Origin of the sequence: Mucilaginibacter sediminis (assembly GCF_051903035.1) — a bacterium.
Lineage (GTDB): Bacteria > Bacteroidota > Bacteroidia > Sphingobacteriales > Sphingobacteriaceae > Mucilaginibacter.
In genome coordinates, this window is sequence record NZ_CP170602.1 from 614445 (window position 1) to 630033 (window position 15589).

Sequence of the window (15589 nt, forward strand, 5' to 3'; positions counted from 1 at the left end):
TCCAAACAATCCCACGCCTCAAAAATTCTCACCAATGACCAATGACCAATGACCAATGACTATACCGCCACCACACCCTTAATATGCGGATGCGGGTCATAATTTTCCAACGTGAAGTCTTCAAATTTAAAGCTGAAAATATCCTTCACATCCGGGTTAATTTTCATAGTTGGCAGCGGGCGGGGTTCGCGGCTCAATTGCAGGTTAACCTGTTCCAGGTGATTGTTGTACAGGTGGGCATCGCCAAGAGTGTGGATAAAATCGCCATAATCCAGGTCGCATACCTGTGCTACCATCATGGTGAGCAGGGCGTATGATGCGATGTTGAAAGGTACACCTAAAAATATATCGGCACTGCGCTGGTATAACTGGCAGGATAATTTTCCTTTAGTTTCGCCTTTCGCTTTATCAGCGGGCTCCACATAAAACTGGAACAGGCTATGGCAAGGTGGCAAAGCCATCTGGTTTACTTCTGCTACGTTCCATGCAGAAACAATCATGCGGCGCGAATCCGGGTTGTTTTTAATTTGGTTAACTACCTGGGCTATTTGGTCAATATGGCCGCCATCAGGTGTTGGCCAGCTTCGCCATTGCACACCGTATACAGGGCCAAGGTTGCCGTCGGCATCCGCCCATTCGTCCCAAATGCGTACACCGTTTTCTTTCAGGTAACGGATATTGCTATCGCCGCTTAAAAACCAGATCAATTCATGGATGATTGATTTAAGGTGCAGCTTTTTAGTGGTCACCATCGGGAAACCATCTTTAAGGTTGAAACGCATCTGGTAGCCAAACACACTTACTGTACCGGTACCCGTCCTGTCGTGCTTTTGCGCGCCGGTTTCCAATACATGCTTCATCAAATCGAGATACTGTTTCATTTTTTAGTTCATTAGTTCAGTGGTTCATTAGTTCATTGGTCTTGTCTGGTGGTTTGCTGTGGCGTTCGTTTGGTATAATCGGGTTAAAAAAATGGCTATTTAAAAATCAACCATGCAAATTAAACGCTGTGCTACCAATGAACTAATGAACCAGTAAACCAATGAACCAACCACAAAGAAAAATAATCTGTGTTAACTATCCTAAATATGTGTAAAAATACACGTTTGTTAATCATTCCGAATCAATAGGAAGATGATAACTTTGCTGCGGTTGGTTGATTAGGTGAGTGGTTGATTAAGTTAGATGAGGGGTAAAAAAATCTTTGAAAACTACAAAACAAGATCGGGGTTAATTGTCTTGGCAACTTAATCAACTTAATCAACTTAATCAACTTAATCAACTTAATCAACTTAATCAACTTAATCAACTTAATCAACTTAATCAACTTAATCAACCACTCGCCTAATCAACCCAATCAACCACTCACTAAAAATATGATCCTTTTTCCCAACGCAAAAATAAACATAGGCCTTAATATTACCGAACGCCGCCCGGATGGTTACCATAACCTGGAAACCATTTTTTATCCTGTTAACATTAAAGATGCGCTGGAAGTGGTTGTGAGTGATGAACTTAGTTTTACTTCATCCGGACTTGATATTCCGGGCAGAATAGAAGATAACCTTTGTGTAAAAGGATATCACATGCTTAAAAAAGATTTCGATTTACCGCCCGTAAGCATTCATCTGCATAAAAACATTCCGATAGGGGCCGGATTGGGCGGCGGCTCGGCAGATGCCGCTTTTTTTATCAGGTTGATGAACGAGCGGTTTAACCTTTGCCTGTCGGTAGATGAAATGACAGGCTATGCCCGCCGCCTGGGCGCCGATTGTGCTTTTTTTATTGAAAACAAACCGGTGTTCGCGTTTGAGCGGGGAGACGAATTTGAAACAATAAAACTCGACTTATCAGCTTACAAAATTGTACTGGTAATGCCCGATATTCATATTTCTACTTCAGAGGCCTTCAACGGCATAAAACCAACCCCGGTTAAAGATTCCCTGCTGGAGCTAATTACCGAACCCATTACCGAATGGAAAAAACACATCAAAAACGATTTTGAAACCTCCATTTTTAAAAATCATATCGAGATTCGCGGCGTTAAAGCGGCCCTTTATGAGGCTGGTGCAATTTACGCCAGCATGAGTGGCAGCGGGGCCTCGGTATTTGGAATATTTGACCAGACGCCTGATCTGGGGTTTTTAGAGGCGGATAATGAAGTGTTTTATTTATGATTTAAATAGATAGGAATCAAGGTTTTTTTTCTGACTCTTGATTCCTATCTATACCTTTTAAAGTACTATTCGCCTGCCTTCTTTTATCGATCTTTTGGCTGCATCCAATATCTGCATCACTATCATATTATATCTTAATGATGACCGGTCGTTATGCGATTTAACGGGGTTTTTAAGCGCGGCAGTAAAATAGGGCACAGGCGCATCGGTTGGCGCGGGCAAAGCCGGTGCTTTAAAGCTGCGCACACTGTTGTTAACTCTTACTTCAACGCTATCTTTATCAAAGGTGTGGATATAGCCTTTGGCGCCAAATATCTCCATGTCTTTGATGCCGTATGGCCAGTTCCATGATGCTTCTATCATGCCGGTGGCGTTAGGGTATTCAACAATAATGGTGGCATCGTCTTCAACCTTAGGGTATACCGATGGTTTGTAATGCCTGGCCACCGCAGTAACTGCTATTGGCCTTTGCCCCTGCATCAGCCAGGTCATCATGTTGGCGCCATAGCAGCCAAAATCGTTTAGTGCACCGGCGCCGTTAAGTATGGGATCTGTTAGCCAGCTCAAAAAATCTTCGCTGCAGCCAATCTCGCGCGGACCCTGGTGGCCATCATGAAACACCATTTTACGGATCATTCCCACACTATCTGCCCGTACAGTATTATAAGCATCTTGTACCGATGGGTACCAGGTAGTTTCATAATTGGTAAGCAGGTTGATGTAATATTTAAGCGCCAGGAACTCCATACGCCGGGCTTGTTCAAGCGTGGCGGCCAAAGGCTTCTCAACCATTACCGAAATGTGCAGCGGTGCGCAGGTTTCTACCACATCTATATGTTTGCCAACCGCATTGTAACCTAAAACTATTACTGGTTTGCGGGCCAGGCACATGGTTTTTAAATCTTCAAAAAACAACGAATCGGGTACGCCATACATTTTGCCATATTTGGCCCACAGTTTTTTATCGGGTTCGGCAATGCCAACAATATTAACGTTGCCGTTGCGGTATTCGTTTAGGATCAGGTGTATATGGTCGTGGTTTAGGCCGGCTATGCCCACTTTTGGCCCGGTGGCTATTTTTTTCACCGGGACGGTGTCCTTTTTTATTAATGTGGTATCCTTTCCAAGCTTTTTTGCTGTATCTGGAGGCAAGGCTTCGGGCTTATTGGGCACCATAGGTGTAGTAGGAGTGGGAATGGTTGTTTGCGCCAGGGTAATACCTGCGCAACTAACAAAAAGCAGGGTTAAAAATAATTTAGCCCCGTGTTTAAAATATGTTTTCATAGTAGTAGATAGAAAATTGTTCACAAACTTATTAAAGCCCCCTCTAAATCTCCCCCGGAAGGGGAGACTTTAGCTTCACCTCCAATCAAACTCCGAAGGTGAAGATCTGAAATTAAAATAACGATGGGTTGCCCCCAAGTTTTATTTTGCCCAAGTGTTTATAAGCGCTCTCGGTGCACTCGCGGCCGCGGGCTGTGCGCATTAAAAAGCCTTCCTGTATTAAAAATGGTTCGTAAACTTCTTCAATGGTACCCTCATCTTCACCAACGGCAGTCGCTATGGTTTTTAACCCAACGGGGCCGCCTTTAAATTTATCAATAATGGTGCTTAATATTTTATTGTCCATTTCATCCAGGCCATGCTCATCAACATTAAGGGCATTAAGGGCATATTTGGCTATGGAGGTATCAATATTACCGTCGCCTTTTATCTGCGCAAAATCGCGTGTGCGGCGCAACAGCGCATTGGCTATACGGGGCGTACCGCGACTGCGGCGGGCAATTTCATAAGCCCCCTCATCGGTAATAGGCGTTTTAAGTATGGATGATGACCGCAGTACAATAGTGGTAAGCAGTTTGGCATCATAATACTCCAGCCGGGCATTAATACCAAACCGGGCCCTTAAAGGCGCGGTAAGCAGGCCCGAACGGGTGGTGGCCCCTACCAGGGTGAATGGGTTAAGTGATATTTGTACCGAGCGGGCGTTAGGGCCGCTTTCCAGCATAATATCTATCTTAAAGTCTTCCATTGCCGAGTATAAATACTCTTCAACCAGGGGGCTTAAACGGTGTATCTCGTCAATGAAAAGAATATCGCCTGTTTCCAGGTTGGTAAGCAGGCCCGCAAGATCGCCAGGTTTATCCAGTACAGGGCCCGATGTTATTTTGATGCCTACGCTCATTTCGTTGGCGATGATGTGCGATAGCGTGGTTTTGCCCAGTCCCGGAGGGCCGTGCAGCAACACGTGATCAAGCGCCTCGCCACGCTGCCGGGCTGCCTGTACAAATATTTTTAAGTTAGCTAATATTTTATGCTGACCGGTAAAATCCTCAAACTGTTGCGGGCGTAAAACTTTTTCGATATCACGCTCGGTATTGCTGAGGCGTTCCGGTGCCGGATCAAGGTGCTCGTTCATTACCAACGAAATTAGCTTTTTTTAGCTGAAAGCGAAAGAATTTTTAGGTGAAAGGCTAAACGTGAAAGGTCAAAGGTTTGTTTTATAGTAGCCGACAGATAAAAGCTCAAAGGCGGGCAGCGCCGTTTAATAGCGTGAAGCTTAAAAAACGAAGCATTGGGTTTTGCCTTGGTTGTTCACCTTTCACCTTTCACCTTTCACCTTTCACCTTTCACCTTTCACCTTTCACCTTTCACCTTTCACCTTTCACCTCAAGATCATCCCTCCGGGTATTTCCTGAAAATGCTGTTGAGTTTCATTTTTATTACACCAAAAATAGCTTCGCCAAATATGCCCGACGACATTTTGGATGTGCCAAGGGTGCGGTTGATGAATATAATAGGTACTTCTACCAGTTTAAAGCCGTGTTTAACGGTAGTGTATTTCATCTCGATCTGGAAGGCGTAGCCTACAAATTTTATTTTATCAAGCTCGATGGTTTCCAATACCTTACGTTTGTAGCACATAAATCCGGCTGTCGAATCGGCAACGTCTATCCCGGTAATAAAACGAACGTATACCGATGCAAAATAACTCATCAGTACACGGCTCATAGGCCAGTTTACCACGTTTACCCCTGTGCTGTAGCGCGAGCCGATAGCAGCATCGGCACCGTCAATACAGGCTTGCCGCAGCTTTAGCAAATCGTCGGGATTGTGCGAAAAATCAGCATCCATTTCAAAAATATAGTCGTAATGGCGCTCAATAGCCCATTTAAAACCGTGGATATAGGCAGTGCCTAAGCCCTGTTTTCCCGCCCGCTCTACTATAAAAAGCTGCTCGGGATATACGTTCATTAAATTTTTTACAATGGTGGAGGTACCATCCGGCGATCCGTCATCGATGATAAGCAAATGAAAATCATGCGGAAGGGAAAATATTTTGCGGATCATCCGCTCAATATTCTCCTTCTCGTTATAAGTAGGTATAATTATAATACTATCTGGCACGCGCTATTTCTGATGTTTGATGAAATAAAACACAAAACAACGGATTTTATTATACAATCGGGTTATCAGGATGAATTGGAGTTACTTTATCGTCGTGAATATCCAGTCCTTTTGCCAATACCTCATCTACCAAATAAGCTTTTTCCTTTAATCTTGGGCTTACAAAAAGGAATACCACAAAAAAGCCAAGACAGATGCCCGTGAAAAGCCAAAAGAAAGATGCACCGGTAAAACGGGCGAAATAACCATGGTTTGCGATGCTGTTGTTAACAATGGTGTTGAAGAATGAACCTACCGAATAAGTAAAATACCAGATAGCAGTCATGGTACTTTTCATAGATACAGGCGATTGGGTATACGCATATTCCAGCCCAACTAATGAAACCAATACCTCGCCAGCTGATAATATCGCGTAAGCGAAAATTTGCCACCAAACGGAAGGATGCAGCCCTTTATCAACCTTTTCCTGCAATAATGCAATGATTAAAAAGCTGCCAGCCGTAACCAGTAAACCAAAGCCTATTTTACGAAGCGGGGTTAACTTTAACCCAAGTTTTGTGGCCAGCGGATACAAAAAGAAATTGAAAAGGGGTATCATTGCCAACAGGAAAACAGCGTTTACTGTTTGTATTTGAGATGGCAAAATCTTCCATCCAAAAACACCTAAGTTTAAATCGAGGTGAACAGATTGTAACACCCATTCGGCACTGTTCATATCCCATAACGACCAAAATACAGGGATAAAAGCAAATACAGCCATGATACGCCAAACGGCTTTAATGCCATCAACTTTATCATATCCGTATTTAGCTTCTGCTTGTTCCCATGCTGTTCCGGGCGCTTTTGGGCTCAATTTACACATCAGCGCGTAAAAGCTTACCGATACAAAATTATCTTTATTAATACCTTTTGCGGGTAGCTTTACATAACTTTTACTACCCGAGAAGAATATCAGGGTAGCCAGAGCCATTAATATGCCCGGTACACCAAATGCCCAGGCGGCGCCAAATTTATCGTAAATTAAAGGGATCAGGAACAAACTAACCATAGATCCTGCATTGATACTGAAGTAAAACCAGCTGTAAATGGTACTCATGAGGTGCTGGTTGCTATGGTCAAACTGGTCGCCAACATTGGCAGATACACACGATTTGATGGCGCCTGCAGAAAATGCTATAATAATTAAGCCGGTTTGGAAGCCGGCCAGGTTGGTATCAAACATTGATAAAAGGAAGTGCCCGATGGTATAAATAAGCGACCCAATGAGGATAACGCGGTACTTGCCAAAAAACCAGTCGGCAAGGATAGCGCCGAGCAGGGGGGTAGCATAAACCAGGGTAGAAAACATGTGGTTGATACTGTTGGAGTGGGCATTGGCTTCAACCGAATTTTCATGGCTGAAAAACTGGTGAACTAAAAAAACAGCCAGGATACTCCGCATTCCGTAAAAACTGAAACGCTCTGCAAATTCATTGCCTATAATAAATGGTACTGCCCTTGGAATTTTACCTATCGATCGTGATTGTGCTGCTGTTTTTTCCTGCATTTATTTGTCAACTTAAAGTTTTGCTAAAGTAGTATAAATCTTTTAAATCAAAATTTTATACCGAAAGTGTTACAAGCTATCTGTGGATTGTTTTGATTATTAGCCGGTAAGGTGGCTATAATTCTAAAATTAATGTGATGTTGGAACAAGTTTTTTATCGCGTAGCGCTTGTTTTTTGGGGTCGATATACTGAGGATCGACGGTATTGCTGGTATTATCAGGCACGTTGCGCATATCCAGCTGTTCAACATACACCCAACGGCCATTCTTTAATTTATAGCCATCGTAAGTTAGGTCGGGTCCAAAGGTTTCGGGTTTGTTTTTTTCTTTGGCATCAGGCGGGGCGAGGTGGTCAAACACAATAAGGTTTTGTTCGGGTACATACCTTAGCAGCATAGAGGCCTGGCGGGCATACTCAAATACTACACGTTTGCGGGTTTTGCCGTTGCCATCAAATACCGGCATGCCAAATACCGGCCCGGCATCATTAAATGAAAGCACGTCAATTACTTTCTTGGTCGATTTTACCGTGTTGCCCTTCCAGCCTAACAAAATGTAGTAGGTTTTGGCGGCATAAACAGGCACTATTTTATAATATTGCGCGCCCAGCCATTTACGGTTGTTAACAACAGAATCCTCGGGGGCCTTAAAAAAAGGCGAGTAATCTTCTAAAGGGTACATTTTTAAAAAGCCTCCGGTATTCATTTGTATGGTGCCGTAAAAACGGTAGCTGCCATCCTCGTTCATAATAGGCCATGTAAAAATACGGAACCGGTTATCGGGCGAGTTGATGATGCTGATGGTTTTAACAGAATCAAAATGATACAGGAACGAGTTGGGCGTTTTTAAGGCGCTCACCATCGTTTTAATAAATTTATAGTTGGCGTTTTTACGTGCGAGGTCGTTTTCGTCGTTAATGAAGGTTTTACCTAAGTTTTTTAGGGTGTCTTCGTAAAGTTTTAGCTGTTTAATATGCGCGTTCTCGTCAGAGTGCTGGGCATAGGTATGGATACAAAGCAGGATGGATACGAGGGATGTTAAAAGCTTTTTAATCACGATGCCGGGGTAATTTTATTCTAAATATAATTATATTTTATAATATCCGTCATTGCCGGCGCTAAGAATCGACGATTTGCATAACCGCTCCAAAATAGGGGATTGATCCCTGCCTTGCAATGATTTGGATTTGAATAACTAACGTAAATTTTCGATAACCATTGCGCTGGCGCCGCCGCCGCCGTTACAAATTCCGGCGGCCCCAAATTTGCCGTGGTTTTGTTGTAATACGTTAATTAGTGTAACAATGATTCGTGCACCCGATGCCCCGAGGGGATGCCCTAATGAAACAGCACCGCCGTTTACGTTAACTTTTGCAGGGTCGAGCTTTAACAATTGATTGTTGGCGATGGCTACAACAGAGAATGCCTCGTTTATCTCAAAAAAATCAATTTGATCTGATGACAAACCAGCTTTGTGTAATGCCAATGGGATGGCTTTTGATGGGGCGGTGGTAAACCATTCCGGCGCCTGCTGTGCATCGGCATAAGATACAATACGGGCAAGTGGTTTAATGCCCAGTTCATCAGCTTTTTCGCGGCTCATTAATACCAAAGCCGCCGCGCCATCATTTAGTGTTGATGCATTGGCAGCCGTTACAGTGCCATCTTTTTTAAATACGGGCTTTAATGAAGGGATTTTGTCAAACTTAACGGCTTTAGGTTCCTCGTCATCTGTAAACATCGTGACATCGCCTTTTTTATCTTTTAGTTCAACAGGGCTTATTTCATCCTTGAACTTGCCAGCTGCCTGGGCTTTTTGTGCGCGATTGTATGATTCAATGGCAAATGCATCCTGGTCTTCGCGGCTGATGTTACAATCAACGGCGCAAAGTTCGGCTGCCGAGCCCATGTGGTAATCATTATATACATCCCAAAGGCCATCTTTTACCAGGCCATCAATAATTTGCCCGTTGCCTAAGCGATAGCCGTTGCGGGCTTTATCCAGGTAATAGGGTACGTTGCTCATGCTCTCCATTCCCCCGGCAACCACAATGTCGTTTTGGCCAAGGTCTATGCTTTGTGCAGCAAGCATAATAGCTTTCATGCCCGAGGCGCAAACTTTATTAACCGTAGTGGCAGGTAAATAGGGTAGGCCGGCAAATATAGCTGCCTGGGTAGCCGGCGCCTGGCCTAAATTGGCCGACATTACATTACCCATATAAACTTCTTGTATCTGATCTGGCTTTAACCCGGCCTTTTCAACTGCCGATTTGATAACCAGCGCCCCAAGTTGCGTGGCGCCTATAGTGGCTAAGCTACCACCGAAACTACCTATAGGCGTACGGGTGGCGGCTATTATTACTACTTCTTTCATGTGTCCCTCATTAAAATTGGTTGGGCAAATTTAGTTATTTTGAGGAGAGTTGAAAGCTATGCATGCATAATAATAGTTTAGTAAGAACTCTGCTTTCTTCTGCCTTTAAGAATCAAAAGATGCTGCGCAAGAAAACTAAGTAACGTGATTTTCTCTTCGGTAATATCATCATCAATAACAGTAATAGTGTTTGTCATGGAAAATAGGGCATTTTTTATATGAATCAAAACGCCTGAAATATTTGATTTCCATTGATAAGTATTCGACGATATATCAGCTTTCGAAAAAATAGCTGTAAATCCATCTGTCATAGCTAACGATGGTGGTTGATGCAGGTAGTTATAACCAACAATTATTTCCCCCAAAAACAAATCGGTGTTATCGTAAATCATGATCTGAGCGTTTCCGAATGGTTCAAAATCATAACCTAATCTCCAGTCGCCATAATATGAACCTATTTCTGCTGTTTCCCGCGCCAGGCCGTCGTAAGTTAATTTACCAAAATTATTCTGGTGATCTGTTAAAACATATTCGCCATTAAACAAATCTTGTCTGATTAAATATAAAGTCTTGCGATCTTTTATTTTTTGAAATTCCATTACTCCTTTTTCTTCTTCGCCCCTTTTTTACGTGTAAGCAGTGCCTGTTGCATCAGGTATTCTATTTGCCCGTTGGTGCTTCTGAATTCTTCGGCAGCCCAGGCTTCCAGTTCCTTTAATACATCGGGATTAATGCGTAATACAAATGCCTTTTTCTCAGCCATATCAACTCCCCGCCGCGGCGGCGGCCTGCGCTTGTTTTATCAAAATTAAATTTACCCCCAAAAGTACCAGCAACGGCATATCGGGAATGCTTTTCAGCTTATCCAGGTCTATCGATACTTCAAATGGCTTTTTAAAGCCCCACACAGCTGTTTTTACACTTAAAATGTCGCCATATTGATCGTTTGTTAAGCTAAACGTGCGGGTAAAAATCTTCTTGTAGGCATACACAGCTTCAAAACCATTGTTCATGCTCAGTTTTACCTTACGGGATAATATCTCGGGGGTTATAGCTCCCAATTCTATTTCGTTAACATCCTTTATCAATAAAGTGCGGCTAAAAATGGCCTTGCGTTTTATGATCCACGTTTTTTGTGCCGATTCCAATATCATCGTGGTTTTCCAGATGTTGCCGTAGCTTAGTTTGCCATAGCTGAACTGCCCGTCGCTAAGCTCAAAGGACGGCCTGAAAAAGCCATTCCTGATGATGATAAGCTGGTTGGTGCGTAGCTGGTCAAAACTTCTAAATTGCTCCATGTTATTAATGATATAACGTGCCTGTGTTTACAACGGGGTTAACGCTCCTGTCGCCGCATAGCACAACCAGCAGGTTGCTAACCATGGCCGCCTTCTTTTCTTCGTCAAGTTCCACTATGTTTTTTTCTGATAGTTTATTCAGCGCCATCTCCACCATCCCTACAGCACCTTCAACAATTAGCCTGCGGGCGGCAATAATGGCCGAAGCCTGTTGTACCTGTAACATGGAGTGTGCAATCTCCGGCGCGTAGGCCAGGTGCGATATCCTTGCTTCCAATACTTCAATACCGGCGCGATCGAGCCTTTCATTTAATTCTTTTTCCAGCAAAAGGCTTACCTGCTCGGCACCTCCGCGTAAGGTAATGGTGGCGGTTTCGTCCTCCAGGTTATCATAAGGGAACGAATTGGCCAGGTGCCTTACGGCAGCTTCGCTTTGTATGTTTACATACTGGATATAATTTTCGACCGCGAATACGGCGCTGGCAGTGTCCTTTATCTGCCACACAATAACAGCAGCAATTTCAATAGGATTGCCAATGCTGTCGTTTACTTTTAATTGCTGCCCGTTAAGGTTAAATGCCCTTAACGAAACTTTTCTTTTTACGGTAAAAGGGTTTACCCAAAAAAAGCCGTCTTTTTTTACGGTACCCACATATTTACCAAAAAGGGTAAGCACTTTTGATTCGTTGGGGTTTACTATAACCAGCCCGGGCAGTATAAAAATAAAACCCAGTATACCTAATATGGAACCTATTGGCTCTTCGCCAATAAATAAGCAAACGGCAGCTACGGCCAATACAACAAGCAGTAAGGCAAAAGCTGCAAAGCCAGATGGTGGGTTGATGGTTTTTTCGGAGTCCATGGTGATTTATTTTGATTTTAAAATGATATCACAAAGATATCAGAATTAAAATCAAAAAATCAAAAAAAACAGGCAAATAATTAACAGTCCGAGGATTAACGACGGAATATCAATTTAACAAAGCTGTATCGAGCTCGGTTAACGATGAAAATTAATGTAACAACAGATAAGTGAAGTATCTTGATTATAGCTTCCTGGCTCTTTTTTTAATTGCCTGTTTTAAACAATCGTCCCCAAAGCCTGCCAAAGAAACCTTTTTCGCCCATAGGGATGTAGCTTGAATTCATGGGGTGCTCAATTACGGCACCAAATTTCAACGAAAAACCCAGAAATATATCCATACCCGAGTAGGTGCCAATATGATCTATTTGTGTTTGGTTGCCCAGCGCGGCAAAAGCAAGCCTGCCCGTGTTAATAAGCCTCTCGGAGCCTCCGTAAACTTCAAAATTGGGGGTTTTATACATCAGTTGGGCGCCTACGTTAAATAACTTCATATCATCGTAACTGGCAGTAATTGTGGCGGTATAGTTTTGATACTGCACGTGGTTAACCAATGCAGCGGTAAACCCGGTAAACCAAAACTCTTTGGAGCCTATAAGGGTTGGCGTGTATTTAAAATTATTATCGTAATCTATCCAATATGTTTTTGATGCGCTCAATTCGCCCCTGGCATTTGTTTTTGTGGTAAATGAGCCGATTTTTGACATCGCTTCGGTGCTTCGGAACAGCTTAATTACTGCGTTGTAAATGCTGTCTTCCCGCCGGCCTGACCCTAATCCGGTGATGGTTGTAGTGTTATCAAAATCAGCGGCAAGCGAACGGCTGCTCCAATGGATAAAACCTAAATCTTTAATATTGGCCTGTATGGTTATTTTATCGTCGGTTATATACGATGTTCCAATGGTTATAGAGGCACCCGGGTTTCGAAAGGTAGGCAGGTAATCATGTGCAGATGGCTGGCCTGGTATGTAGCTTGAATAATAGCGGCCGCGCATGCTTAGGGTTGCTGCGTTGTTAACCGAATCAAACACTGCGTGCGAACCTGTAATATCAAATTTTGAGTATTTTATACCTAACAGCGCACTCAGTTTAAAACCAAAGGCAAACTGCTTATCAATCCGTTCGCGGTACGAATAGCTGATCTGGTTATAAGTTTGCATTTGAAAATGATCGTTAAAAATATCGTCGTAAGGATTGTCTTTAAAATTACGTACATCGTCAAACAAAGCAATCGTTTCATCAGATACAAGGCCGCGGCTTTCTGCTTTTAATTGGTATGAGAAGCCCATTTCCACATCGCCGTTAAGGCTGGTGAATGATTTAAGCATAATGCCATAAGCATTTACATTAGCATTAAAGTGGTTGTACTTGCTTTTACCGATTTGAAGTGCGTTTGCTTTGTACTTGGGATCGGAAGCAAATAAACGGTTTTTAAGTGCCTGCTGTACATCTCCCGTTACGTAAGCATTGGCATTAAAGTTGGGTATGAAAAAATTAAATGCATATTGCCTGCTTGAGTCGGGTATAAATGATCTTACCGATGGGTTTTCGAACGAATCATAAAGCGTGCCAGTGTTATACTGAGAAAATTGCTGGGCCGAGGCCGAGAAAGAAATGAGCAAAAAGAAAAAAACGATGTAAATTTTATTCATATTATATCTCGCGAGCCTTAGTCCGTTTTGATTTTTTAAAGATAAAATTCAAAACTGGTTATCTGTAAAAAAGGGTAAAATAATCAAGCTTTTTAACGCATTTTGGCATAAATTGGTTGTGAACCCGCCAAATTAATTTTTTTTAGTAAACGCCGCGGTGTCAATATTGTTTATTTTCATGCAAAAATTGGTGTAAAAGTTCCTGTCAGACGCTGTAAATTGATAAGCCGCCCCGTAAAAATCTTTCCAGCCGGGGTGGTTGTTTTCAAAGGCGTCATAAAATGGGTTTTTAAGGTCGCGCTTTAATATCGGCTGTGCGTTTTTAAAGTTGATAAAAAAAGCAACATTGCTTCGCTCGGCCAGCAAATTGTCAAACTCGTTATACTGCCCGGTTTTGCTGATGAATTTACGGTTGATATAGGTATCGGTATAGCTGCTTAGTTCTGATGGCGACGCAGCCAGCACCAAGTAGTTATCTATGACCATGAAATAAGGTTTTCTGAAAATGCTAAAAGCATCGCCCAGTAAAAAAAAAGGTATTTTTTCGTAATTAAACTGCCCTATACCATCGCTTATCATGGTGCTGATATTAGTCATCAAAGGCAATAGCTTTGAACCATCTTTAACCGAAATAATGGCAAACTTTTCCTGATACCGGGTTGTCACCACCGCAAATTCATTACTTAATAAGGGCTCAAATTCGTTTTTTAACAACAGGCCGGTTTCCTGTTTAATTTTACGGAAAAGTTTATCCTTTTCGGCGTTTACACCTGCCTTAAAGTGCCATTGGGACAAATCGGCTTCAAATTTTTGCGGGTCGGATACGGCAAAGCAAATGCTATAGGCCGTAGTTGCGGGGAACATATCTTTCAAGCGATTGTCAACAGGCTGCTGCTTGGTAAACAGGTTTAAATAGCTATAGGTGTGATTGTTTAAACTGGTTATCCCGTTAAACATTAAAGCGTCGTTTTTATAATTTATGCTCAGGGCGGCAACGGCCGGCAATAAACGGAAGCTTTTGAAAATATCGGTATTATTGTTTTTAAAAACCTCATCAAACAGGGGCGACAACTGGCCGTAATTGATGTATAAGTTGGCCAGCGAGTTGGCGTTTTGCTGATCGGGCAGAGGGACAAATATGGTTTTGCTTTTGTCGCTTTTGTATAATGCGCTTAAATCTATCAACGCTTTTGAAAAACTGCCTACAAAAATATTATCTTCTTTTTTAATGATATAAAAATGCTTGTTGATACCTTTTATCAAAATATCGTATTCGGGCCCGATAGCATTGTGGTTAATAGTAATTGAAAGCGCTCCTTTTGATTGCCCCGTTATCTGGTTAAATGAGTTTGGATCAAAACCAACAGATGCCGTTGTGGTTACCAATAATCCTATATCGCCGGTATCTGACGGATGAACGGAGATAAATACATTTTGGCCCGAAAAAAACTGATCAGACAGCGGGGACAACATAAGCAACCTGCGTATGGTATCCAAATCGCTTAATTTTTGTTTGCCAACAGTTGCGGCTAACAGCTGGTTGCCATTAAAAATATCATAAAAGCCTTTTTCGTTGTTAAATTCAAACACTGCAACCGCGTTATCTGGAATGCTTTGCATTACCTGGTTATTGCGTACCCCTGGCGGGTTTAAATTTTTAAAATATACAACCGTTATAAATACAGTGGCAGCCAGTAAAATTATGGTGGTTACTATCAGTCGTCTCATAGCAGTTTGCTTTACAAAGATAGAATTTTACCCTGCGGCATTAAAGTAATACTTTCAATTGGTTAACTTAGCTTTTTATATCTGCATGAACAAAAAAATAATCGTCACCGCTTCGCTTTTAGGAATGCTCGCTGTAATAACCGGTGCTTTTGGGGCGCATGGGCTTAAAGCAGTTTTGCAACCCAGCCAGTTAGAGGTTTGGCACACCGCCGTACAATATAATTTTTACCACGTATTTGCCCTGCTTTTTCTATCTACCTTTAAAGAACCAAAAGGGAAGCTGATTAAAGCCGCTTATTACCTGTTTACCTTCGGGATAATATTTTTTTCAGGGTCATTATACCTGTTAAGCTGCCGCGGCATTATAGGTTGGAACTGGCTGATATACATGGGCCCGGTAACACCATTGGGCGGCTTGCTGTTTATTTTAGGCTGGCTGATGATGGCGATAGCTGCCTTGGGCGATAGGGAAATTAAATAAGAATCAAGAGTTAAGAATCAAGAGTCAAGACGGAAAATTGGTAACCATTTTTGAATTCTAACTC

15 protein-coding genes are annotated in these 15589 nt (G+C 42.4%); 2 read left to right on the forward strand and 13 right to left on the reverse strand.

The features are described from left to right. Positions 1 to 59 precede the first annotated feature (59 nt). Positions 60 to 881: a thymidylate synthase gene (locus ACFGVS_RS02290; protein ID WP_274208505.1), complete on the reverse strand. Its 822-nt coding sequence runs from the start codon at positions 879 to 881 to the stop codon at positions 60 to 62. A 495-nt stretch (positions 882 to 1376) separates the two neighbouring features. Here ACFGVS_RS02290 and ispE point away from each other — a divergent pair, with 495 nt between their 5' ends. Next, the gene (ispE, locus tag ACFGVS_RS02295; protein ID WP_439697277.1) at positions 1377 to 2177 is read left to right on the forward strand and encodes a 4-(cytidine 5'-diphospho)-2-C-methyl-D-erythritol kinase; all 801 of its coding nucleotides are present in this window, start codon (positions 1377 to 1379) and stop codon (positions 2175 to 2177) included. 57 nt (positions 2178 to 2234) lie between these two features. Here ispE and ACFGVS_RS02300 read toward each other — a convergent pair whose 3' ends face one another. The 12 genes from ACFGVS_RS02300 to ACFGVS_RS02355 form a co-directional block, all read right to left on the reverse strand. Then, the gene (locus tag ACFGVS_RS02300; protein ID WP_439697278.1) at positions 2235 to 3461 is read right to left on the reverse strand and encodes a Gfo/Idh/MocA family protein; all 1227 of its coding nucleotides are present in this window, start codon (positions 3459 to 3461) and stop codon (positions 2235 to 2237) included. Positions 3462 to 3573: 112 nt separating this feature from the next. Beyond that, complete coding sequence (gene ruvB / locus ACFGVS_RS02305; protein WP_090650437.1) at positions 3574 to 4596, reverse strand: Holliday junction branch migration DNA helicase RuvB; 1023 nt, start codon at positions 4594 to 4596, stop codon at positions 3574 to 3576. A 257-nt stretch (positions 4597 to 4853) separates the two neighbouring features. Beyond that, positions 4854 to 5585 carry a polyprenol monophosphomannose synthase gene (locus tag ACFGVS_RS02310; RefSeq protein WP_090649874.1) on the reverse strand — a complete coding sequence of 244 codons (732 nt, stop codon included), beginning with the start codon at positions 5583 to 5585 and terminating at the stop codon, positions 4854 to 4856. 49 nt (positions 5586 to 5634) lie between these two features. Next, a complete protein-coding gene (locus ACFGVS_RS02315; protein ID WP_439697279.1) occupies positions 5635 to 7131 on the reverse strand; it encodes a POT-type proton-dependent oligopeptide transporter in 1497 nt (498 codons plus the stop codon). Positions 7132 to 7260: 129 nt separating this feature from the next. After that, a complete protein-coding gene (locus ACFGVS_RS02320; protein WP_439697280.1) occupies positions 7261 to 8187 on the reverse strand; it encodes a hypothetical protein in 927 nt (308 codons plus the stop codon). Between the two features lie 138 nt (positions 8188 to 8325). Beyond that, a complete protein-coding gene (locus ACFGVS_RS02325; RefSeq protein WP_439697281.1) occupies positions 8326 to 9504 on the reverse strand; it encodes an acetyl-CoA C-acyltransferase in 1179 nt (392 codons plus the stop codon). Between the two features lie 77 nt (positions 9505 to 9581). Beyond that, a complete protein-coding gene (locus ACFGVS_RS02330; RefSeq protein ID WP_274208498.1) occupies positions 9582 to 10103 on the reverse strand; it encodes a hypothetical protein in 522 nt (173 codons plus the stop codon). Continuing rightward, a complete protein-coding gene (locus ACFGVS_RS02335) occupies positions 10103 to 10267 on the reverse strand; it encodes a ribbon-helix-helix domain-containing protein (RefSeq protein ID WP_274208497.1) in 165 nt (54 codons plus the stop codon). Before ACFGVS_RS02335 ends, ACFGVS_RS02330 begins: the two co-directional genes overlap by 1 nt. A 1-nt stretch (position 10268) precedes the next feature. Further along, positions 10269 to 10802, reverse strand: coding sequence for a hypothetical protein (locus ACFGVS_RS02340; RefSeq protein WP_274208496.1), 534 nt, complete (start codon positions 10800 to 10802; stop codon positions 10269 to 10271). 4 nt (positions 10803 to 10806) lie between these two features. Then, positions 10807 to 11664: an SPFH domain-containing protein gene (locus tag ACFGVS_RS02345; RefSeq protein WP_090649890.1), complete on the reverse strand. Its 858-nt coding sequence runs from the start codon at positions 11662 to 11664 to the stop codon at positions 10807 to 10809. A 206-nt stretch (positions 11665 to 11870) separates the two neighbouring features. Next, on the reverse strand, positions 11871 to 13316 hold the full coding sequence (locus ACFGVS_RS02350; RefSeq protein WP_439697282.1) for a DUF5723 family protein: 1446 nt from the start codon (positions 13314 to 13316) through the stop codon (positions 11871 to 11873). 132 nt (positions 13317 to 13448) lie between these two features. After that, positions 13449 to 15044 carry a hypothetical protein gene (locus ACFGVS_RS02355; protein ID WP_439697283.1) on the reverse strand — a complete coding sequence of 532 codons (1596 nt, stop codon included), beginning with the start codon at positions 15042 to 15044 and terminating at the stop codon, positions 13449 to 13451. A gap of 85 nt (positions 15045 to 15129) precedes the next feature. On the opposite strand from ACFGVS_RS02355, the gene ACFGVS_RS02360 reads away from it, so the two are divergent. Beyond that, on the forward strand, positions 15130 to 15525 hold the full coding sequence (locus ACFGVS_RS02360) for a DUF423 domain-containing protein (RefSeq protein WP_274213799.1): 396 nt from the start codon (positions 15130 to 15132) through the stop codon (positions 15523 to 15525). Positions 15526 to 15589: the final 64 nt, after the last annotated feature.